Below are 21,505 nucleotides of genomic sequence, written 5' to 3'. Positions count from 1 at the left end.
CCAACGAGAAGGGCCAGGCCATGACCGGCAGTGCACCGCACACCCTCGGCACAAACCGGAGCCAGGAGGCGCTCGTACAGCGTCTCGAGGTAGCCCACGTCGACCACGACGCCTACGCGGTGGACATCCGCGGCCACCGCCTCCAGGTCGACCAGCCCACCGAGGCGGGTGGCACGGACACCGCACCCACCCCCACCGAGCTGTTCGCCGCCTCCCTGGCCACCTGCATCGCCTTCTACGCGGGCCGCTACCTCCACCGCCACAACCTGCCGCGCACCGGCCTGCGCGTCCGCACCGAGTTCACCATGGCCACCGACCGCCCCGCCCGCGTCGCCTCCCTGCGCATCGTGATCGTCCCGCCACCTGAGCTCCCCGAGCAGCGCAGAGCGGCCCTGCTCGCCGTGGCCTCGCACTGCACGGTCCACAACACCCTCCACCAGCCACCCGAGATCGACATCGAGCTGGAACCATGAGCACGTCCTTGGCGCCGGCCGCGTCGGCATTGATGGAGCACATCCGGGGCGGGCTCATCGGTGACGACGAGGTCCTGGACGGCCCGTACGGTCCGAAGCGGATCGTCTACGCGGACTACACCGCCTCCGGTCGCTCGCTGGACTTCGTGGAGGACTTCGTCCGCGAGCAGGTGCTGCCGCACTACGGCAACACGCACACGGAGAGCTCCAGCACCGGCCTGCAGACGACCCGCCTGCGCGAGGACGCCCGCCGGATCATCCGGGGCGCGGTGGGCGGCACCGACGACGACCTGGTGATCTTCTGCGGTTCGGGTGCCACCGCGGCCGTGAACAAACTCGTCGGCATCCTTCAGCTGCGCCGACCGGAGAAGCCGCCCGCAGCCCAGCGTCCGGTGGTCTTCGTCGGGCCGTACGAGCACCACTCCAACGAGCTGCCCTGGCGCGAGTCGATCGCCGACGTCGTGGTCATCGACGAGGACCGGGACGGCCACATCGACCTGGACCGGCTCGAAGCGGGGCTGAGAAGGTACGCCGACCGGCCGCTGCGCATCGGCAGCTTCTCCGCCGCCTCCAACGTCACCGGCATCCTCACCGACGCCGACCGCATCGCCCGGCTGCTGCACACGCACGGCGCTCTCTCCTTCTGGGACTACGCGGCCGCCGCCCCCTACGTCCCGATCCGGGTCACGGAAAGCGCCCCCGGCGCCGGCGACCACAAGGACGCCCTCTTCCTCTCCCCGCACAAGTTCGTCGGCGGCCCGCAGACCCCGGGCGTGCTCGTCGTACGGCGGGAACTGGTCCGCAATCAGGTACCGACGGCGCCCGGCGGCGGCACCGTGGCCTTCGTCGACCCCCTCGGCCACCGCTACCTCGACGATCCGGTCGCCCGCGAGGAGGGCGGCACACCGGCCATCGTGGAGTCCATCCGCGCCGGGCTGGTCTTCGCTCTGAAACAGGCCGTCGGTACCGACGCCATTCAGGCCGCCGAAGAGCGCCACTGGCGCCGCGCCCTGGCCCGCTGGGACAGCAACCCGCGCATCGAGATCCTCGGCAACCACCACGCCCGGCGGCTGTCCATCGTCTCCTTCCGCATCCGCCACGGCGACCACGCCTACCTTCACCACAACTACGTCGTCGCCCTGCTCAACGACCTGCTCGGCATCCAGGCCCGCGGTGGCTGCTCGTGCGCCGGGCCGTACGGCCACCGCCTGCTCGCCATCGACCACGCCACCTCGCACGCCCTGCTCGACGAGGTCGTCCACGGCTGCGACGGCATCAAACCCGGCTGGATCCGCGTCAACTTCAACTACTTCATCAGCGACACCGTGCGCGACTACCTCATCGACGCCGTCGACCTCGTCGCCGCCCGTGCCCACCGCCTCCTGCCCGACTACCGCTTCGATCCGCACACCGGGCAGTGGCACCACCGCGCCGGTCCCGCCGATCCCCCGCTGCGGCTGACCGGCGTGCGCTTCGCAGCCGACGGGCGCATCACCACACCGGCCGTCCGCCACCGCCGAAGGGGAGAAGCGACACTGTCCGGTCAGCTCGCCCGCGCCCGCGAGGTCCTCGCCGCTCGTTCCGACCGCCTGGACGACGGCCCCACCGGGCTGCCGGCCGACTTCGAGCGCATGCGCTGGTTCCCGTTGCCGCCGACCTGTCTGGAACAAAGCCGGACCGGCACCGGTTGAACCATATACCCCACCGGGTATATGAGAGGAGACCGGAAACCATGCCGACCGTTGAACTGACCAAGGACAACTTCGAGGACACCGTCACCGGTTCGGAGATCGTGCTGATCGACTTCTGGGCCGCCTGGTGCGGACCGTGCCGGATGTTCGGCCCCGTCTACGAGAAGGCGGCCGAACGCCACCCGGACATCGTCTTCGGCAAGGTCGACACCGAGGCACAGCCCGAACTGGCGGCGGCCTTCCAGGTCTCGTCCATCCCCACCCTGATGGCCGTCCGCGACCGCACCGTGCTGTACGCCCAGCCGGGCGCCCTGCCGCCGCAGGCCCTGGAGGAGCTCATCGGCAGGATCCGGGCCATCGACATGAACGACGTGCGCAGGCAGGCCGCACCACGCCCGGCAGAGCGCAGCTGACACTCCCGGCGCGTGTCCGGGGGCACCCGCGGGGTCTGCGTGGGCGCCCCGGAACGCACGGTTCACTCGGCGGCGTGCCGAATGTCCGGCAGGGCCCGCCGAATGTGGTCCAGGGGGATGTTCAGGGCACCGGGGTGGGTGGCCGGAGGCGTACTCGGCGGCGTGCGCACGTCGATGACGGTCAGCTCGTGCAGCCGGGTGCGGGCCTGGTCGGCGCCGAGGACAGCGGGGGTGGGAGAGCTGGTCATGGCAGGTGTGATCCTTAATGGTCGACGTCGTCCCGAACCGGGACGTACAGTACCCCTAGGGGTATTTTTCGAGGAGTGATCGTGGAACTGGAGCTCGAGGGTGCGGACCTGAAGGCCGTACTGAACCGGCTGCGCCGCGCGCAGGGTCAGATCTCCGGCGTGATCCGGATGATCGAGGAGGGACGCGACTGCGAGGACGTCGTCACCCAGCTCGCCGCCGCCTCCCGCGCACTCGACCGGGCCGGGTTCGCGATCATCGCGACCGGCCTGCAGCAGTGCGTGGCGGACATCGAGTCCGGCCGCAAGAACGGCGAAGACGGCGAGGACAGCGTGCAGATGCGCGCCCGCCTGGAGAAGCTGTTCCTGTCCCTGGCATAGGGCGCGACCGGGCCTGCGGGATTCGGCCCATCACACCACCGCGTCGATCAGCATGAACGCGGCCACGGCCAGCAGCACCAGGGCGAAGATCCGTTGAAGTGTGTGTCCGGAGACCTTCGCCGCCAGCCGTTTCCCGTCCCACGCGCCGAGCACCGCGGCCCCGGCGAAGGGCCCGAGGACAGCCCAGTCCAGGCCGTCGACCGTACCGGCGCGTGTCGCCAGCGCGGCCAGCGAGTTGACGGTGATGACCAGCAGGCTGGTGCCCACCGCGTTCCGCATCCGCATGCCGAGTACCCCCACCAGCGCCGGTACGGCGAGGAACCCGCCACCGACGCCGAGGACACCGGTGACCGTGCCGAGTCCGGCCCCCACGGCCGCCGCCCGCCCCGGCCGCACCGCCGCAGCGCCCTCCGCGGCGGGCCGGGTCCGCAGCATGCGCAAGGCGGCCGCTCCCGCCACCAGGGCGAACGCCGCCGTCAGCACAGCCGCCGGGATACGGCCGGCGACCGCACCGCCCAGCATCGCCGGACCGATCCCGGCCGCCGCGAACAGCAGCCCGGTCCGCCGGCGGACGTGCCCCTCACGAGCATGCGCGATCACCGCGGTGACCGAGATGACCGTGACGATGACCAGGCTGGCGGTGGTGGCCGCGACCGGGGCGAAATCGAGCAGGTAGATCAGGGCGGGGACGGCCAGCACGCTGCCGCCGCCCCCGAGCGCGCCCAACGCCAGGCCGATCACTGCACCGGCGGCCAGGGCGAGCACGAGAGCGCTCATACGACGGTGCCGCGCCCGCCGCGCGCATCCACCACCGGCAGACCCGCCCCGGCCCAGTCCCGCATCCCGCCGATCACGTCCACGGCCTGCGAGCCGCGGGCGGCGAGCAGCTCGGCAGCCTGCCGGGAGCGGTTGCCCGAACGGCAGATCACGACCAGGGGCCGCGCCTGCGCGTCAGCGGGCAACGCCGCCCCGGCGGCCAGAGCGGACAGCGGCAGGTGTACGGCTCCGGAGGCGTGCCCGGCCTGCCACTCATAAGGTTCGCGGACATCGAGCAGTACGGCGTCGCCGCCGGTTTCGGTGTCCTCGTGACCAGTGCGCGCGGCCGCCTCCTGGACAGTCACCCGGCCCGGGCCACCCCGATCTCGTCGGAAGATGCTCATCTCGGTGTATCGCTCCTGTTTCCCATGGCGGTTGCCTTCTCCTTGCCGAGGGTCGTGGCGCTGCCCGCCGGCCGTGCGTCTCGACGGGCCGCGAGATCCGCACACCGCGCAACGCGGCCTCCGCGATCACCTGATCGACTTCGCGCGACGGGCCGACCGCCACCGCGGATTGCTCGCCGCCCCCAGGCGTCCGCGGTTGCCGAGCCCGGCCAGCTCCGTCGATGAAGAACACGAGCACTCCCATCCGGCGAGAATTACCCCAGGGGGTATGCTGTCGACGGTAACACGAGTACCCAGGGGGGTATTTTCAGGCATGGGGAAACCCTGCGAAAGCACTCACGAGTACCTCGCACACGACCGGAAACCCGCCCCGCCCACACGAGACGACGAGACCAGAAGGGCCACCCCCATGCGTTACGACCGCACCGTGCACCTCGACACCGACTTCGCCACCGCCGTCGCCCGCACCCGCGACGCCCTCGCCCAGCAGGGCTTCGGCATCCTCACCGAGATCGACGTCACCGCCACCCTCAAGGCCAAGCTCGACCACGACATGGAGGACTACGTCATCCTCGGCGCCTGCAACCCACCGCTCGCCCACCGCGCTCTGGAGACCGACCGCTCGATCGGCCTGCTGCTGCCCTGCAACGTGGTCATCCGTCGCAGCGGCGACCGCACCGCCGTACAGGCCCTCGACCCGAGCACGATGGTCGCCCTCACCGAACTCGAGGCGCTGCGCCCGGTCGCCGAGGAAGCCACACGACGCCTCGACGCCGCGCTGGCCTCCCTCACCGTGGCCCACGCCGGCGACTGACGCCACCCCCGAGCGATCGCATACGGGTTCCCCCGCTCATCTCGGTGAACACCCTGGTCGGCGGCCCGCTCGACCTGAGCGCGCCGGCCTGTCGCCGCTCGCCGGAGCAGGCCTTCGGTCTGGCCGCCTGCACTGCCACCCCGCCCGCAAGGGCCGATGCCCTGGGCTGTGCGGAGCCGTTCCGGCGGACTCCCCCGTGCCGCCGGGACGGCCTTCGTACGCGGGCACTTTCACCGGGCGCAGCGCGCGGAGGATCTTCCGTGAATCGTCGTCACCGCGCATTGCTCACGGCGTGGTTGCCGGGCCGCAGGGCATGGGAGCTTCGCCGACCTGCTCGCGGGGTCGACGGCCGTCCACCCGGCATGCGCGGTGCCTGTGCTGATCGTGCGGGAGCAGCGCGAGGGAACCGGGTCGATCGTACTGGGGGTCGACGGTTCCCTGGCCGGTGCGAAGGCGGTCGATCGCGCGCTCGCCGAGGCGGCCCTGCCACGGGGCCGACACTGGCCGCGAGTGAGGAGCGTCTGCTGTCCGAGGCGTTTGCAGGCCATCAGGAGAAGTACCCGGGCAGGAGCGCGCTGATCGACGCGGGCCGCATGGCCCCGCCAGGCCGTGCGGCATGCACTCCCCCGCGGCTCTCGTCGTCTCCCACCAGCGCGATTCCTCATCGTCGGCGCATATGGCCCGCTGGGAGGACGACTGGCAGAGGGAAGCAAGGCTGCGTCGAACCTGGGAGGTGTCGGTCATGGTAGGACCCCTCGGCCCAAGCGATTCGAACGCACCACGAATGACGTTGGAGAGGGAGTGGGCACACAAACGGCTCGAGAAGAAGCGCAAGCTCCGTGCTGACCTTGCGGCCTACGCCGTCATCAACGCCTTCCTGATCGTGGCTTACTTCCGGCGCCCATCACCGAGGAAGACATCGACCGCGAGCTACATGGGAGTGCGCGCCCAGCTCGCCGGAAACCGTGATCGTTCGGGGGCGATTTCACCAGTGACCGGGCAGGCTGTGACTGCGGCAAGGGACTCTGCGGGCGTCGACGACCGTGGTGACGAGCCTCGGCCCCGCGACGGCGCTCGACCGGCTCCACACGTCCGCACCCGGTTCACACACGGTCGGCACCGGGCCCGAATCCATGGTGCTGCACGGGCTGGTGCCGGGATGCGGCCTCGTCCCGCCGCGTCCACGATGAAGACATGGTTCCCGTCGGTCCTGCCGACCGTTTCGATGCGTTCCGAGCCCTGGCCGACCGGCGCGGGCGGCCTGGGAACCGGTTGATCGAGTCGCTGGCCGAGGCCAGAGCGGGAACACCGGACGGCCCCGAGGTGTGGGCCCCGCCTGTCGCTGCCCGAGTCGGACTGCCCGCTGCCGCCGCGCTCGGACCGGCCAGCTACTTCGCGGACCTCGCCGCCCCGCACGGCCGCCGTCACGTCCGGGTGTGTGCCGCGACTGCCTGCTTCGCAGCCCAGGCCGGACGGCATCTCGCCGATGTCGAGGACGCGCTGGGTGTCACCCTCGGAACGGCCTCGCCGGACGGTGCGGTGTCAGTGCAGACCGTCCGTTGTCTGGGCTACTGCTACGCGGGCCCTGCGGCGCTCGACGGCGACACGCCCTGCACAGGTCCGACTCTCGCCGGTCAGCTGACCGGGCGGGAGCCGCGGCGGGCACCGGACATCCCGGTGACCGATGACACCGGTGACCCGGTACTGCTGGGCGGTGTGCTCTCCGGTGAGCCCGCCTGGCAGGTGTGGCCGGGGGCGGTGACGAAGGGAACCCGAGACGGGGTCCTCAGCGAGGTCGCGGCATCCGGGCTTCGAGGGCGTGGCGGCGCGGGCTTCCGCGTGGCGGCGAAATGGGAGGCTGCCGGCCGCGCCCCCGGCACCGTGGTCGTGGCCAACGGCGACGAAGGGGACCCTGGCTCGTACGCCGATCGGCTGTTGATGGAGGCCGACCCGGAGCGGGTGCTGGAGGGGCTGGCCCTGGCCTGTTTCGTGTGCGGGTCCCGCCTGGGCGTGGTGCTGGTGCGCTCCGAATACCCGGCCGCCCTCGCGCGGATGCGGGAAGCCGTGGGGCACGCGTATGCCGACGGCCGTCTCGGCCCGTCCGTGCACGGTACGGGCGCCGCGCTCGACATCCGGGTCGTCGAAGGCGCCGGCTCCTACGTCGCCGGTGAGGAGACCGCGCTCATAGCGGGGCTGGAGGGCGGCCGGGGTTGCGCCCGCCCCCGCCCGCCGTACCCGACCGAGCGCGGGCTGTGGGACGCGCCGACCGTGGTCAACAACGTGGAGACCCTGGCGGCCGTGCCGTGGATCGTCCGGCGCGGCGGCGAGGCGTACGCCCGGCGCGGCACGCCCGGCGAGACGGGGACCAAGCTGGTGTGTCTCTCCGAGCGGTTCGCCCGGCCGGGTTGTTACGAGGTCGAACTCGGCACGCCGGTACGGCGGATCGTCACGGACCTGGGCGGTGGCCTGAAGGACGACGCGGAGCCGGTCGCTCTCCAGGTCGGCGGACCACTGGGAGGCTTCCTCGCCGCCGACGCCCTGGACGTACCGCTGTCGGAGGCCGGACTGTCCGCTCGGGGCGCCGCCCTCGGCCATGCCGGTCTGGTGGCCTTCGATGAGCGCGTGGCGCCGGAGGACGTGTTGCGGCACGTGTGGGAGTTCGCCGCGGCGGAGAGCTGTGGGGCGTGTTCGCCGTGCCGGGTCGGCACGCGCCGCGGCCTGGGGATGGCATCCGCCCGGACCCCGCCGGGACAGGGGTGGGAGCGGCTGTCGCGTGTCCTGGCCGAGGCGAGCCTGTGTGCCTTCGGACGGCGGATCCCGTCCGCCGTGCGGAGTCTTGCCCGCGCCTACGGGGATCGGCTGGCGGGGTGGGACCCATGACCCGAATCGCGATCGAGGTCGACGGGACCGGCGTCGAGGTGCCTGAGGGTGCGTCGCTGCTCGCTGCGGTGCGCGCGGCCGGGGTCGAGTTGCCGGCGCTCTGCTCCGACGACCGGATCAGCCCTGCCGGATCCTGCCGCACCTGTCTGGTACGCGCCGACGGGCGCATCACGGCGGCGTGTGTCACCCCGTCGTCCCCTGGTGCCCGGATCGAAACCGCGACTGATGATCTCGTGCGGCTGCGGAGGGACGCGGTGGAGGTCATCGTCTCCGCTCTGCCGCCCCGGGCACTCGCCGGCGGCAACCCCAGTGAACTGGCCCAAGTCTGCCGGTCGATGGGCATCAGCCCCGAGACGGCGCAGGGCGCCGGGGGCCGGGGCGGGGACGACTCCCACCCGTACGTCCATCTCGACCGGGACCTGTGCATCGCCTGCGGCCGGTGTGTGCGGATGTGCTCCGAAGTGCAGGGCACTTTCGCCCTCACCCTGGTCGGCCGGGGCGGCGACACCGTCGTGGCGCCCGGATCCGGCGGCCCCTGGGCCGAGTCGGACTGCGTGGCCTGCGGCGGCTGCGTCGACACCTGCCCCACGGGAGCGATCACCCAGCCGGGACCGGCGCGCGGCCTCACCTCCGCGTTCCGGCCCGCGACGGCCCGGACACGCACCACCTGCGGCTACTGCGGCGTGGGCTGCGCCCTCGACATGGTCACCCAGGACGGCGAGATCGTGGCGGCGCTGCCCGCCCGGGACGGGTCGGTCAACCAAGGGCACGCCTGCGTGAAGGGCCGTTTCGCCCACGGATTCCGCACATCCCCCGAGCGACTCACCCGGCCGCTGCTCCGGCGCGGCGGCACGCTGGAGCCGGTCGGCTGGGACGAAGCGCTCGCACACGTCGCCCGAGGACTGCGGGCGGCCGTCGACGCCGGCGGCCCGGACGCCGTGGCGGCGATCTCCTCGGCCCGCGCCACCAACGAGGACAACTACCTCGTCCAGAAGTTCATGAGGGTCGTCATCGGCACCAACAACGTCGACAACTGCTCCCGGCTCTGCCACTCCCCCTCCGCCGCCGGCCTGACGGCATCCTTCGGGCTCTCCGGCGGCACCGACACCTTCGACGACGTCGAGCGAGCCGACTGCCTGCTGGTGGTCGGCGCCAACCCCGTCGAAGCCCACCCGGTGGTCGGAGCACGCCTGCTGCGGCACGTACTCCACGGAGCCAGGCTGGTCGTCGCCGACCCCCGCGCCGTCGGCCTCGCCCTGCACGCCGACGTACACCTGCGACCCCGCCCCGGCACCAACGTGGCGCTCTTCCACGGGATCGCCCACATCCTGCTCGCCGAAGGGCTGACCGACGAGGAGTTTCTGCGCGAGCGGGCGACCGGGCTGCCGGAGCTCACCGAACTGCTGGCCGGCTATCCGCCCGACCAGGTCGCGGGCATCACCGGCGTACCGGCCGCAGACCTGGTCTGCGCCGCTCGCCTCTACGGGAAGGCCCAGCGGCCTGCCATCGTCTACGGCCTGGGCGTCACCGAGCACCTGCACGGCACCGACGGTGTGCGGTCCTTGGCCAACCTGGCGATCCTGCGCGGCGCGGTGGGGACGGACCGGGGCTACGGGGTCAACCCGCTGCGCGGCCAGAACAACGTCCAGGGCGCCTCCGACATGGGCGCCCTGCCGGACCTGCTGCCCGGGTACGGCAAGGTGACCGACCCGGCCGTCCGCTCGCGGGCGGAGGACGTCTGGGGCGTACCGGTCCCCGCACGGCCAGGGCTTCGGATCCCGGACATGTTCGCCGCCGCACGAGCCGGACGCCTGCGGGCCCTGTGGGTCATCGGCGAGGACGTCTGCGCCACCGATCCCGACGCCAACCGAGTGGCCCAGGCCCTGGACGCCTGCCCGCTCGTCGTCTGCAACGAACTGTTCCTGTCCAAGACCGCCCGGCACGCCGACGTCGTCCTGCCGGTCGCCTCCTGGCTGGAGAAGGACGGGACCTTCGTCAACTTCGACCGCCGGTTCCAGCGGGTCCGCCGCGTCGTGCCCCCACCGGGAGAGACCCGGGCCGACTTCGACATCGTTCGGGCCCTCGCCACAGTGATGGGAGTCGACCTGGGTTGCGCGGCTCCCGCCGACGCCCTCGCCGAGTGCGCACGACTCGCACCCGACTTCGCCGGGCTCTCCCACGACCGGCTGGACCGCGAAGGCGCAGTGCCATGGCCCTGCCGCGCCCCCGACCGGCCGGGAGAGGCCAAGCTGTACACGGAGCGGTTCGCCACGCCGGACGGCCGGGCCCACCTCTGCGCGGCCCCGTACCTGCCGCCCGGCGAGCAGCCCGACGACGGCTATCCGCTGGTCCTGGTCACCGGGCGGCGCTGGGCGCACTACAACTCAGGGAGCATGACCCGGCGCGGCGGCAACCTCGCCCTCGATCCGGTCGACTTCCTCGACCTCCACCCCGACGACGCCGCCCGGTACAGGCTGCGGGGCGGCGAGCAGGTCACGGTGGAAAGTCGGCACGGCCGAGCCCGGCTCATCGCCCGCATCAGTGAACAGACCGCTCCCGGCCAGGTCTTCTGCTCCTTCCACTTTCCCGCGAGCGGAGTGAACCGCCTCACCTCCGACCACGCGGACACCGTCACGTCCTGCCCCGAGTACAAGGTCACGGCGGTCCGCGTGGCCGCGCCGTGACGGCGATGATCCGAGGCACTCGGTGACGGTGACCGGAACTCCCGTACCGACGTCCGAAGACGACGTTCGCACCGACGAGTTCTTCGCAACCCTGGACATCTCGCCGCGGGGACTGGCGTCGGCGGACGCGGGGGCGCGGCGCGCCGCGGCCGGTTCGGCCCCGACGAACTCCCGCCCGCCGGGCGACGGGGCTGCGGCGAGACATGGTCGGCACGTTCACCGCCCACACCGACTCGCCGCGCTCCCGGGATTCGGCAAAGACGGTCAGGGCGGCCTCCCGGCCCGCAGCCGCACAAGACCGCCACGTCCGACTGGTGTGGCGCGTCCCTCACCCCTCCGGCAGCAGGAGCGTGCAGGTCTCCCCCGGTGCGACGGTGACGGCCCGGTCAGGCAGGACCACTCGGATCGGTGACTCCTCCGAGTCGGGCACACCGATCCCCAACTGGCCGCTGCGCAGCCGGACGCTGACGCCCCAGTGGCCGCGGTAGCGCAGTGAGAACCCGTACTCCGACAGCGCCGGAAGCGGCACCGGGTCCAGCCGGAGGGCGTCCTCGCGGGTCTCCAGCCCGGTCAGCCCGCGCTGCACCAGGTCCAGGGTCCCGGCCATGGCGCCGAGATGGATGCCTTCCCCGGTCGTGCCGCCCTGGAGGTCGGCGACGTCCTGTTCCAGGGCTTCCCGACAGTACGTCCACGCCTCGACCTGTCTGACCCGGGCGAGGACCCAGGCGTGAACGAGTCCGCTGAGGGTGGAGCCGTGGCTGGTGCGCTTCAGGTAGTAGTCGACGGTCCTGCGCCAGACCTCGTCGCCCACGTCGTATCCGAGGCGGTGGAACAGGTCCCCCAGCTCGGCGGCCGAGAAGAGGTAACCGAGCATCAGCACGTCGGCCTGCTTGGAGGCTTGGTAACGGTTGACGGTGTCGCCTTCCGCCTCCAGGATCCGGTCCAGCCGCCGGATGCTGTCGTAACGCGCTCGGTACGAGTGCCAGTCCAGTTCGGCGAGATCGCCGTAGCCGTCGAACTGGCTGATGACACCCTGGTGGAACGGCACCCGCAACCGCCGGGAGACATCCTCCCAATGCGGGAGTTCGCCGCTGTCCAGCTGGATGCGCTCGAAGAGTTCCTGCCGACGCCATGCGGGCAGGCGCCGTATGAGGTCGAGGGCGCGGCTGAGGACCCAGGCGGCGGTGACATTGGTGTACGCGTTGTCGTCCAGGCCCGGCCGGGCGGCGTCCGGGTAGCTGTCGTGGTATTCGTCGGGGCCGACCACTCCGCGGATGCGGTAGCGGCCGTACTCGGGTGCGAACTCCGCGCTGTCGGCCCAGAAGCGGGCGATCTGCAGCAGCATCTCCGCGCCCTTGGTGTGCAGGTACTCCGTGTCTCCGGTCGCTTCGCAGTACTGCCATACGTTGTAGGCGATGGCGGAGCCGACGTGGTGCTGGAGCCGGGAGTTGTCCGGCAGCCAGCGGCCCGAACGGGGGTTGAGATGCAGCTGCTGGGTCTCCTCCCGTCCGTCGCTGCCGCTCTGCCACGGGTACATCGCGCCGGCGCGACCCGCCACGTGGGCCGCGCGGCATGCCTGGGGCAGGCGCCGGTGGCGGTAGTTCAGCAGTGCCCTCGAGACCTCCGGGAGGTGCAGGTTCAGGTATGGAAGGACGAACAGTTCGTCCCAGAAGACATGGCCCCGGTATGCCTCGCCGTGCAACCCGCGGGCAGGCACCCCCACGTCCAGATCCGCGGTGTGCGGCGACAGCGTCTGCAGCACATGGAACAGATGCAGGCGCAGGACACGACCCGCCTCCCCGGGCACCTGGACGTCCGCCCGCCGCCACAACCGCTCCCACGCCACCGCGTGGGAATCCAGGAGCGCCGAGAAGTCCCCGGCTGTGGTCACCCGGTCGAGCACCGCCCCGAACGGGTCACTGATGGCCCGGTCACGTGAGGTGTGCAGGGCAACGGTCTTCTCGATCACGGCGGGCCGGCCAGGGCCAATCGGGACCACCAGGCGATGCACGGCACGATGGCGGGACGGGCGGGGCTCGGACGACACGGGCAACTGCCCCATGACCACCGCACGCACCGCCATGCTGACACCGATGTCGGAGCTACTGGTCCGGCAACGCAGCCACGTCGTGTCGGTGCCCGCCACCCCCGTCCGTATCCGGGTCAGGTGGTTCCGGTTCAGGGATCGGTAGCGGTGGACGTTGCGGTTGGTCACGTCGCCGTCGACGACGGACTCGACCTCGACCTCTCCCGACCACTCCTCGGACGTGAAGACCGTTCGCAGCGCGGCCAGGTGAGGCTCCCCCATGTGCACCAGGCGGACCTGCTCCACGCCCAGCACACCCGCCCGCTCGTCCCGGAACCGGAACGTGCGCGTCAGCGTGGCACGACGCAGGTCCAACGTGTGCCGGTGGTCGACCGGATGCCGCTCGTCGGGAGAGAACCACCGGCCCGCGGAGCCGTCGGCGTGGCGCAACCGGAACCGCAGAAGCAGCCAGTTCGGGAGATTCACCAGGTCCTCGTTCACCACCCGGCGTCCCGCCACCGTCGATTCCAGCCGGTTGTAGACCCCGGCCGCGTAGGTGGCCGGGTAGTGCACCAGGCCCGCCCTGCTCTCGGGCACCGCGCCGCGGGTGGCGAAGTAGCCGTTGCCGAGCGTGCACAACGATTCGCGCAACCGCTCGGCAGCGGGGTCGTACCCCTCGTACTCCCAGGTCCACTCCGACATCCGTCGCCCTCGCCTTCTCCCCTCACGACATGTGCACGAGCGTGCGACGCGCGCCGTGTTCAGGCCCGCTGCGGGACGACTGCCACCGGGCACTCGGCGTGGTGCAGCAGCGCGTGGGCGACCCTGCCGAGCTGCAGACCGAAGTGACCGTGTCGCCTCACCGCACCCACGACCACCAGGTCGGCGTCGGCCGACACGGCCAGAAGGACCTTGTGGGCGGGGCCTTCAAAGGCTTGGCGCAGTACATCCACCTCTGGGTGATCGCGTACGGCGTCACGCAGCGCGTCGGTGAGGAGGGCGGAAGCCCGTTCCTCCTGAGCAAAGGCTGATTCGTCCACGATCAGGGGGCTGTCCACGTGCTCATGGGCGGGGCGGCGCCAGGCCCGTACGGCGTGCAGGGCGCAGCCGCGCGCCTCGGCCTCGCGGAAGGCGAACCGCAGGGCGGCCGAGGCTTCGGTCGAGTCGCCGACGCCTACCACCACCCGGCCGAAGGAGCCCTGCCGGTTGCGCTCCCCGCCACGGACCACGATGACCGGGCACACTGCGCGGGCCGCCACCGTGAGGCCGACCGAGCCCAGCAGCAACCCGGCAAGCTCGCCGCGGCCGCGAGAGCCCGTGACCAGGGCCGAGGATTCATGTGCCGCGTGCAGCAGCACGGACACGGCGTCGTCGGGCAGCACCTCGCTCGACACCTTCACCTCTGGGTTGCGCAGCCGGGCGCGTTCCGCGCAGGACGCGGCGATGTGCTCCGCCATGACCTCCTCGGCGGGACGATCGGTGCTGAAGGACGGGCGGCGTCCCTCGTACCGCTCCCACAGGGAGGCGTGGACGAGCCGCAACGGCAGCCCCTGGCGTGCCGCCTCGTCCACCGCCCAGTCCACGGCCCGCAGGCTGGAATCCGATCCATCGACACCCACGACCAGCGGGAGCTCCATGGTCCCTACCGCCTTCCTGCCCGGCCACCGCAAGAACCCCCTGTGAATACCGTCGCACCGCCCCTGATCCATCGCGACACATGGACGGACTCCCGGACGGAGATCACGGCCCGGGTTGCACCGTGCTGAATTGCGACGATCGTGGAGTCATACGGCCGGGCCGGCGCGGTGGGACGCCCGTGACCGGATACGGGCCCGCCCTCCACGAGTTCGATGCGGCTGCGGTCCGTGAGCTGTGCGGGAAGAACCCGGGGCTGGAGAGGAGGTCCGAAGTGCCTGAGACCCCGCACATCGTGAGCGACGTGATGACGCGGACGGTCGTGGCCGTCGGACGCGACGCACCCTTCAAGGAGATCGTGCAGACCCTGGAGCAGTGGAAGGTCAGTGCCATGCCGGTGCTGGAGGGAGAAGGACGCGTCATCGGCGTCGTCTCCGAAGCCGACCTGCTGCCCAAGGAGGAGTTCCGCGACAGCGACCCGAGCCGCTTCGAGCAACGCCGCCGCCTGTCCGACCTCGCCAAGGCGGGGGCCGTGACGGCGGAGGAGCTCATGAGCACCCCCGCGATCACGGTCCACCCTGACGCCACCTTGGCCCAAGCGGCCAGGATCATGGCCGTCAGGCGCGTCAAGCGACTGCCCGTGGTCGACGACCTGGACATGCTCCAGGGCATCGTCAGCCGCGCCGATCTGCTGAAGGTCTTCCTGCGCTCGGACGAGGAGATCGAGGAGGAGGTCCGCCGTACCGTGGTGGCCTACCTCTTCCCGGCCTTCAGCCACGCCATCCATGTGAACGTGCGCGAGGGAGTCGTCACCCTGCGCGGGCACATCCGCGACACCTCGCTCATTTCCGTCGCCGTGCGCCTCGTACGCGCCATTGAGGGCGTTGTGGACGTCGAACCACATCTCACCGGCGAGTCCACCGGGGACGCACGCGGAAGGTGAGGACCGGCCGGCGCTCCTCCCTCACTGCTCGGCGGCCGTGATCCGGCGCCCCGTAATGCGCGTGGGTTCGATCGACACCCACATCTCGCGTTCACCACCGGGCCACGGCGTGGTGTGGGCGCCGTCGACCAGCCTCCGCACGGCGTCGGGGTCGGTGACCACGCGCGCAGGTCCGACGACGAGCACGCTCCAGCCCTGGCTCATGGCCTCGTCCACATGGTCGACCTCGAAGGCCACCTCCGATCCCACGGCCCCCGCCGGGAGCGAGTCCGGCGCGGTCCGGAACGCGATCGCATCCTCGATGACCTCGTAGTTCACCGGAACCACCGCCGGACCGTGCGGTGTCGACACCGCAATCCGCCCCACACCGTGAGTCGAAAGCAGGACCCGGCATTCCTCAGGGGCGAGGCCGAGGAACTGAGGATGCGCGAGCGCACGTCCTTGGCCGGGTGGCAGATCGATGCCGGCGCCGCGTAGAGCGACGGTGGTGGTGCCCAGCGCGTCGGCCAGGCGGATAAGGGCCGCCGCAGTCGGGTCGGCCGGCTGTTCCTCGAGGTATGCCAGGTATTCCGGCGCCATTCTGGCGCGACGGGCCGTCTCTTCCCTGGTCAGTCCCTGGCGTGTGCGCTCGGTGGCGATGCGGCGGCCGATGTCACCGGGATTGGACGTCCTGCCCGGCGGGGTTCCTCGGGGCTCGGCATTTCTCTGCCCGCCTGCCTGGACCGTGCGTGGCAGGGAGGACTCATGTGCATCGCCGGGACTGTGCTCGATGTGACGGATGTGTGCGTCGGGGCCGGGAAAGACGAGGGTCACTTCATCCGTGTCCGACCAGCGCACATCGTAGGGAGGCGTCCCATCCTCGTGGTGAAGTCCCACAATCTCGCCGTCGCGCCTGGTGGTGCCGGTGGCAGGGCTCTTGACCACGATTTGGTCGCCGAGTTGAGCTCGCATGATCGCCGCCGTTTCCTCGCTTGGCCGCCCTGATCCAACGTCCCATGCGCGGCGTGCCGCCGCACGGGGTGAGACCCCTGTCATCCGGGTAGCCGGAGGGCCGGTCCGGGGCCGGACTCATGCCCCGCGACTGGCTCTCTCCGCCTGGACGGGGAGGCGGCATGCACCACCGTGCGGTCGCAGCGCCTCCGCCTGGTCCCGCCCCCGACTCAGCCGGTGATCTCGATGCGATGTGCTTTGGCCTTCTCGGCTTTCGGGACACGGACGGTGAGAACCCCGTTGGTCAGCTCGGCGCTGATGTGTTCGGTGTCCGAGTTCGGCGGCAGACTCGTGCGGTAGTCGAACTCCCCGACATGGCGGGTGCGCCGCCGGACCACGCCGGTGCGTTCCTTCTCCTTGATCTCGCCGTGGACATCGATCTCGGAGGCGGTGACCTCCACGGTGATGTCGTCCTTGTCCACACCGGGAAGCTCCAGCTCCACCAGATACGCGTCCTCGGTGTCCTCGATGTCGGCCAGCGGCGCCCATGCCCCGGCGGTGCCGAGTTCGGCGCCGCCAGGAAAGGCGGACTGCATGAGCCGGTCCATACGAGTGTGCAGGTCCTCAAGTTCGCGGAAGGGGTCCCATACCGGAAGAGAACCCCGGCCACGACGGACAGGCTGCGTCATCGGTCATCCTCCTTGCATCTGATCCGGCGACGGCCAGCCGGTCTCCGGGCGAGCCCTCCGCCCGGCCGCGTCCGCGCCCATGCCCTCGATGTCACGCACGGCAACGTCCACCAGCTGCCGGCCGAGGTCGTGCAAGGCCCTGCCCGCAGCCAGCTCGTCACCGATCTCCGGCACGTCCATGTCCACGGGGTTCCGGTGCGCGTCCCCGTGCCCGGTGAGCTCCGTGGTCCCGGTGTCCAGCACCGCACGCGCCTTCGTCGTTCCCTCCTCCTCGAAGAGGTAGAGGCGGACCTTCCATTCCACGGTATGCGGCATCACTGTCCTCCTCATCTCGGTGCGGAGCGGCGTGATCCAGTTGCGCTCCGCTCGTGGTGGCGCAGGTCGGCGTATGAGGCCAGGTGGTCGACTTCGATACGGCGCCGGACCTGGTCGGCAAGGGCGGTCAGCTGTTCCGAGGTCCTTGCCCGTGGCGCGAGGGGGGTCTGGATGCGGCGCGCCGCGGGCGGCAGCGCGGCAAGATCGACGGCGAACCTCTCCCCGCTTTCGTCCAAGGCGGGGCGCTCGACGGTACGCCTCCCGTTCCGCATCACCGTCTCGAGCATCGGTACGCCCTCCTCCGGCGGCTGCTCCTCACGGAGCCCGATCACGTCCGCGTAGCCGGGACGACGAAACACCTGCTTCTGCCCGGGGGCGGTCACCTTGGCCGAGGAGAGCTTCATCACCGGCCGCCCGTCGTACTCGACCATCTTGTAGGCGGAGTCGAGGAACGGGGCGTCGGCCGACACCCCGACACGCGTACCGACCGCGTAGACGTCGATCGGCGCTGCGGAGCGAACCAGTTCGTCCACGCCGTACTCGTCGAGACCGCCGCTGGCGATGATCCGTACGTCCGGCAGGCCCGCCGCGTCGAGGAGGTCGCGCGCCCTCAGCGCCAAGGCCCCCAGGTCTCCGCTGTCCAGCCGTACGGCCGAGCCGGGCCCCCGGTCCAGGTCCCGCAGCACGCGGGCCGCGACACGGACACCCTCCTCGGTGTCGTACGTGTCCACCAGGAGCGTCACCGGGCCGGCGTGGGACCGGGCGAAGGCCCGGAAGGCCGCCTCCTCCGTTCCGAACGCCTCGATGTACGAGTGGGCCATCGTGCCTACGGCAGGCAGCCCTTCGGCGTTGGCCGCAGCGACATTGCTCGTTCCCGCGAATCCGACCATCGCGCTCAACCGGGCAGCCTGAAAGCCGGCTTGAGGGCCGTGGGTGCGGCGCAGGGAGAAGTCCACGACCGGGTGTCCCGCCGCGGCCAGGACACACCGTGCGGCCTTCGAGGCGATCGTTGTCTGGTGGCTGACCTGGTTGAGTACGTACGTCTCGACCAGTTGGGCCTGCGGGAGCGGAGCGGTCACCTCCAGCAGCGGCTCTCCCGCGAGGACGATCCGGCCCTCCGGCACAGCCCGCACCTGGCCGGTGAACTCAACGCCCAGCAACGGCTCCAGATCACGCGCCGACCGATGCAGCGCCGAGGCGAAGGCATCGACGTCCTCGGCGTCGACCCGGAAGCCGGACAAGAAGTCCAGCGACGACTCCAAACCAGCGGCCACAAGAAAGCCCCGGTCAGGTGGCATGTCACGGACGAACAGGCTGAACGTCGCCGGACAGGTCATCCCCTCCCGCAGGTACGACATCGCCATCGTGACCTCGTACAGGTCAGTGGTCGTCGCATCGGACATCAGCGCCACCTCCTGGACGACGTCCCAAGACTCCGGCCTGTCACCTGTGGAACCGCGCGGACCAGAGGGGCTCCACCCGGTCCCATTCCTCGTCCCACTGCCTGTACCTTCCGCGGTCCAGCGCCCGGCGCACGCCTTTGCGCGCGGCGACGAAACCGGCGTACACACCTGCCGCCGTCATGCATCCCATCAGCCAGCCGCTGGCAATCGCGTTACTCGCGGACATCGGCGGGTCCTGAACGGTTCCGTCCCGGTCCACCCAGATCCGCACGGTCGAGCCCGCGGTCTTGTCCAGCGGTACGCGGGCGGTTCCCGTCTCCTGCCGACCGTCCGCACCGATCCACCTGACCTGTACGTTCTGTTTCTCGTCTGCGTCACTGCCCGTTGCTGCTTCCGGGGCCGAGGTCACCCGGGCGGTGACCTGGAACCGCTCCGCGGACTGGGCCTCAACGGTGCGCATCGTCGACTCGTGGACTGCCAACCCCGCGCTCACCGAAGCCGCGGGCAGTCCGAGGACAAGCACCGCCAGCAGAAGACCGGAGCACCAGGTCTCGACCCGATCGGACGTACGCCTCAGTGGGTTCGCGCCCTTGGACAGGCGCTGCTCCTGATGCGGCCGGTGAGGACCGGGTGCGTGCGGCGGATCCTGTGCGCTCATGGTCTGGCCTCCAGCTGTGTCGCTGGCGCGTCCCCCCGCCACGTCTGCTTCCCTCACCACCCTCCAACGCCGGCGGAGCCCGATCACGGGGCCGAAGGTCCCTGCCGACCGGCCGCTCGACCCACCGGCTCGTCATCGGTCAGATCTGCGGAACGACCGCGACCGGACACGGCGCGTGGTGCAACACCGCGTGGTTGACCAGGCCCAGCTGCAGACCCACGTACCCGTGGCGCCTGCGGGCCCCGACGACGAGCAGATCAGCACCGGACGCGGCCTCCAAGAGCGCCCGTCGCACCGGGCCCTCGATCACCTCGCTGGTCACCCGCACGTCCTGATACCGCTCCGCAGGGCCGCGCAGCGCGTCGGCGAGCACTTGTGCCGGCGGGCGTCGCATGGCCTGGAGGGCGTATCCGGACAGGCCCGGAGGCCCCGGGGTCCCGACCGGGATGCTCCAGGCGTGCACAGCAACGAGCCGACAGTGCCGCACATGGGCCTCGCGAAACGCGAACTGCACGGCCGTACCGCTGCCCTCCCCGTCCTCGACTCCGACGACGACGCTCCCAAACCGGTCGGCACGGTGCTCCACCCCGCCACGCACGACGACGACCGGGCAGTCGGCATGGGCGGCCACGGCCAGGCTGACCGAGCCCAGGAGCAGTCCAGCCAGGTCTCCGAGACCTCTCGACCCCAGCACCAGCGCGAAGGCGTTGCGCCCTTTGCCGATCAGAGCGGAAGCGGCGTCCTCATGCAGCACCTCACTCGACAGCCGCACCGCCGGGACACTCTTCCTGGCTCGCTCCGAGGCATCGGAGACCAGGCCGGGCGCCTCGTGGCCTGGTGCGGCCGCGTGCACGAGATGGAGCGGTACCTCGTGCCGCAGCGCCTCGTCCGCGGCCCAGTCCACCGCCTCAAGGCTCGCCTCGGACCCGTCGATGCCGACCACCAGGGGAACCGCCACCGCTCCCACCTCCCTTGTTCCGGACTTCCGGCCCATGCGACGGCCACCTCGCCAGGGACCACATGCGCCGCGAGGAGATCTGGGGTAGTCCTCAATGTAGAAGCGCCGTGTTCCGTCGGCAGGCGCAGACACTCGTGCGTTGCATCGAGCACACCCCGCAGCCGGCCGGCACGGCCACCGACGCACGGGGCGAGCAATCCGGACAGTGGACACGCCCACCGTCCTTCCAGCTTCGTACGAGATGGAGGCAGTCGCCATGGAACGAGCCCTCACCGTCGGTCTCGACGGCTCACCCGAGAGTCTCGCAGCCGCTCGCTGGGCCGCCGACGAAGCCGAGCGACGCAATCTCACCCTGCGCCTGCTGCACGCGTGGCCCCTGCTCGCGCCGGAACCGACCCGTATCCCCTCGGAAGTCGACCAGAACTACTGGGCGAAGCGGCTCATGCACAACGCCCAGGCGGAACTTCAGGCACGCCATGCCGGCCTCACCGTTGTCGGCAGCCTGGTCGCCGACGACGCCCAGAACGCACTGCTCCAAGCCGCGTCGGAGTCCGAGATGCTCGTGCTCGGCTCTCGGGGCCTGACTCCCGTGGAGAGCTTCTTCCTCGGCGACATCAGCATGGCCGTCGTGGCACGCGCCGAGCGGCCCGTGGTCCTGGTCCGCGCCGACCGGCGGGAAGCGGGCCACATGCCCGAATCAGGTGCACCGGGCGACGTGGTTGTGGCACTGAAACTGCACGGCCCGTGCGACGAGCTACTCGAATTCGCCTTCACCACCGCGGCCGCGCGGGGCGTACCCGTGCGCGCGGTCCATGGCCGCAGCCTGCCGATCCACGCGTACGCTCCCTGGGGCGTCGACCACGCCATGGCGCAGAAGGAACGGCAGGAGGCACAGAAGGGCCTGAGCCAAGCCCTCCGCCCCTGGCGCGAGAAGTTCCCGGGTGTGGTCGTGGCCGACACCATCCGCCTCGACAGCACCGCCAGGGCAGTCGTGGCAGCCGCCGAGGGCGCCGCGCTGCTGATCGTCGGCCGGCGAAAGCACCACCCACCGCTGGCGCCACGCCTGGGTCCCGTGGCCCAGGCAGCCGCCCACCACGCCCGCTGCCCCGTCGCCGTCGTCCCCCATGACTGAGCCGCGCCGCCACGAGGAACCGACGGCGTCGGTGCGGCGAGCCGACGCCCCCGGGACGCCGTCCCTCGCGCGGGC

At 71.2% G+C, this 21,505-nt stretch carries 19 protein-coding genes and 2 pseudogenes; 9 read left to right on the top strand and 12 right to left on the bottom strand.

Annotated features, from left to right (window positions below; all coding sequences use genetic code 11):
- Positions 1–20: 20 nt before the first annotated feature.
- The 3 genes from ABZO29_RS43785 to trxA are packed head-to-tail and all read left to right on the top strand — an operon-like array spanning position 21 to position 2,577.
- A complete protein-coding gene (locus tag ABZO29_RS43785) occupies positions 21–473 on the top strand; it encodes an OsmC family protein (protein WP_367325769.1) in 453 nt (150 codons plus the stop codon).
- Positions 470–2,164: an aminotransferase class V-fold PLP-dependent enzyme gene (locus ABZO29_RS43780; protein ID WP_367325768.1), complete on the top strand. Its 1,695-nt coding sequence runs from the start codon at positions 470–472 to the stop codon at positions 2,162–2,164. Before ABZO29_RS43785 ends, ABZO29_RS43780 begins: the two co-directional genes overlap by 4 nt.
- A gap of 41 nt (positions 2,165–2,205) precedes the next feature.
- Positions 2,206–2,577, top strand: a complete 372-nt coding sequence (gene trxA / locus ABZO29_RS43775) for a thioredoxin (protein ID WP_367325767.1) — start codon at positions 2,206–2,208, stop codon at positions 2,575–2,577.
- 65 nt (positions 2,578–2,642) lie between these two features.
- Here trxA and ABZO29_RS43770 read toward each other — a convergent pair.
- Positions 2,643–2,825, bottom strand: a pseudogene (locus ABZO29_RS43770) (transporter); the annotation flags it as partial.
- 81 nt (positions 2,826–2,906) lie between these two features.
- Between ABZO29_RS43770 and ABZO29_RS43765 the strand changes: the two are divergent.
- Entirely contained in the window at positions 2,907–3,203 is a 297-nt protein-coding gene (locus tag ABZO29_RS43765; RefSeq protein WP_367325766.1) for a metal-sensitive transcriptional regulator, read from the top strand.
- 30 nt (positions 3,204–3,233) lie between these two features.
- Here ABZO29_RS43765 and ABZO29_RS43760 read toward each other — a convergent pair whose 3' ends face one another.
- The 3 genes and pseudogenes from ABZO29_RS43760 to ABZO29_RS43750 form a co-directional block, all read right to left on the bottom strand.
- Complete coding sequence (locus ABZO29_RS43760) at positions 3,234–3,980, bottom strand: sulfite exporter TauE/SafE family protein (protein WP_367325765.1); 747 nt, start codon at positions 3,978–3,980, stop codon at positions 3,234–3,236.
- Positions 3,977–4,363, bottom strand: a complete 387-nt coding sequence (locus ABZO29_RS43755) for a rhodanese-like domain-containing protein (RefSeq protein ID WP_367325764.1) — start codon at positions 4,361–4,363, stop codon at positions 3,977–3,979. Before ABZO29_RS43755 ends, ABZO29_RS43760 begins: the two co-directional genes overlap by 4 nt.
- A gap of 73 nt (positions 4,364–4,436) precedes the next feature.
- A pseudogene (locus ABZO29_RS43750) lies at positions 4,437–4,576 on the bottom strand (MBL fold metallo-hydrolase); the annotation flags it as partial.
- Positions 4,577–4,772: 196 nt separating this feature from the next.
- On the opposite strand from ABZO29_RS43750, the gene ABZO29_RS43745 reads away from it, so the two are divergent.
- The 3 genes from ABZO29_RS43745 to fdhF all read left to right on the top strand — a co-directional run bounded on the left by ABZO29_RS43745 (position 4,773) and on the right by fdhF (position 10,741).
- Positions 4,773–5,177 carry a DUF302 domain-containing protein gene (locus tag ABZO29_RS43745; protein ID WP_367325763.1) on the top strand — a complete coding sequence of 135 codons (405 nt, stop codon included), beginning with the start codon at positions 4,773–4,775 and terminating at the stop codon, positions 5,175–5,177.
- Positions 5,178–6,371: 1,194 nt separating this feature from the next.
- A complete protein-coding gene (locus tag ABZO29_RS43740) occupies positions 6,372–8,057 on the top strand; it encodes an NAD(P)H-dependent oxidoreductase subunit E (RefSeq protein WP_367325762.1) in 1,686 nt (561 codons plus the stop codon).
- Positions 8,054–10,741 (top strand): formate dehydrogenase subunit alpha, encoded by a 2,688-nt coding sequence (gene fdhF, locus ABZO29_RS43735; protein ID WP_367325761.1) that lies wholly within the window; start codon positions 8,054–8,056, stop codon positions 10,739–10,741. The genes ABZO29_RS43740 and fdhF overlap by 4 nt, the downstream gene beginning before the upstream one ends.
- Positions 10,742–11,069: 328 nt before the next feature.
- On the opposite strand, the gene ABZO29_RS43730 is transcribed toward fdhF, so the two are convergent.
- A complete protein-coding gene (locus tag ABZO29_RS43730) occupies positions 11,070–13,469 on the bottom strand; it encodes a glycoside hydrolase family 65 protein (RefSeq protein ID WP_367325760.1) in 2,400 nt (799 codons plus the stop codon).
- A 59-nt stretch (positions 13,470–13,528) separates the two neighbouring features.
- Complete coding sequence (locus ABZO29_RS43725; RefSeq protein ID WP_367325759.1) at positions 13,529–14,404, bottom strand: universal stress protein; 876 nt, start codon at positions 14,402–14,404, stop codon at positions 13,529–13,531.
- A gap of 272 nt (positions 14,405–14,676) precedes the next feature.
- On the opposite strand from ABZO29_RS43725, the gene ABZO29_RS43720 reads away from it, so the two are divergent.
- Positions 14,677–15,345 carry a CBS domain-containing protein gene (locus ABZO29_RS43720; RefSeq protein ID WP_367325758.1) on the top strand — a complete coding sequence of 223 codons (669 nt, stop codon included), beginning with the start codon at positions 14,677–14,679 and terminating at the stop codon, positions 15,343–15,345.
- Between the two features lie 21 nt (positions 15,346–15,366).
- Here the strand turns inward: ABZO29_RS43720 and ABZO29_RS43715 are convergent, their stop codons facing one another.
- The 6 genes from ABZO29_RS43715 to ABZO29_RS43690 form a co-directional block, all read right to left on the bottom strand.
- Complete coding sequence (locus ABZO29_RS43715) at positions 15,367–16,296, bottom strand: pyridoxamine 5'-phosphate oxidase family protein (RefSeq protein WP_367325757.1); 930 nt, start codon at positions 16,294–16,296, stop codon at positions 15,367–15,369.
- A gap of 209 nt (positions 16,297–16,505) precedes the next feature.
- The gene (locus tag ABZO29_RS43710) at positions 16,506–16,964 is read right to left on the bottom strand and encodes an Hsp20/alpha crystallin family protein (protein ID WP_367325756.1); all 459 of its coding nucleotides are present in this window, start codon (positions 16,962–16,964) and stop codon (positions 16,506–16,508) included.
- 3 nt (positions 16,965–16,967) lie between these two features.
- Positions 16,968–17,279, bottom strand: coding sequence for a DUF1876 domain-containing protein (locus tag ABZO29_RS43705; protein WP_367325755.1), 312 nt, complete (start codon positions 17,277–17,279; stop codon positions 16,968–16,970).
- A gap of 11 nt (positions 17,280–17,290) precedes the next feature.
- Positions 17,291–18,682 carry a nicotinate phosphoribosyltransferase gene (locus tag ABZO29_RS43700; protein WP_367325754.1) on the bottom strand — a complete coding sequence of 464 codons (1,392 nt, stop codon included), beginning with the start codon at positions 18,680–18,682 and terminating at the stop codon, positions 17,291–17,293.
- Positions 18,683–18,722: 40 nt separating this feature from the next.
- The gene (locus ABZO29_RS43695) at positions 18,723–19,340 is read right to left on the bottom strand and encodes a hypothetical protein (RefSeq protein ID WP_367325753.1); all 618 of its coding nucleotides are present in this window, start codon (positions 19,338–19,340) and stop codon (positions 18,723–18,725) included.
- 139 nt (positions 19,341–19,479) lie between these two features.
- Positions 19,480–20,298, bottom strand: coding sequence for a universal stress protein (locus tag ABZO29_RS43690; RefSeq protein ID WP_367325752.1), 819 nt, complete (start codon positions 20,296–20,298; stop codon positions 19,480–19,482).
- A 256-nt stretch (positions 20,299–20,554) separates the two neighbouring features.
- Here ABZO29_RS43690 and ABZO29_RS43685 point away from each other — a divergent pair, with 256 nt between their 5' ends.
- Positions 20,555–21,430 (top strand): universal stress protein, encoded by an 876-nt coding sequence (locus tag ABZO29_RS43685; RefSeq protein WP_367325751.1) that lies wholly within the window; start codon positions 20,555–20,557, stop codon positions 21,428–21,430.
- Positions 21,431–21,505 lie beyond the last annotated feature (75 nt).

The sequence above is a fragment of the Streptomyces sp. HUAS ZL42 genome, assembly GCF_040782645.1.
Taxonomy (GTDB): Bacteria; Actinomycetota; Actinomycetes; order Streptomycetales; family Streptomycetaceae; genus Streptomyces.
The sequence above is the reverse complement of the archived record's forward strand: the minus strand, read 5'-3'. Positions and strand labels throughout refer to the sequence as shown.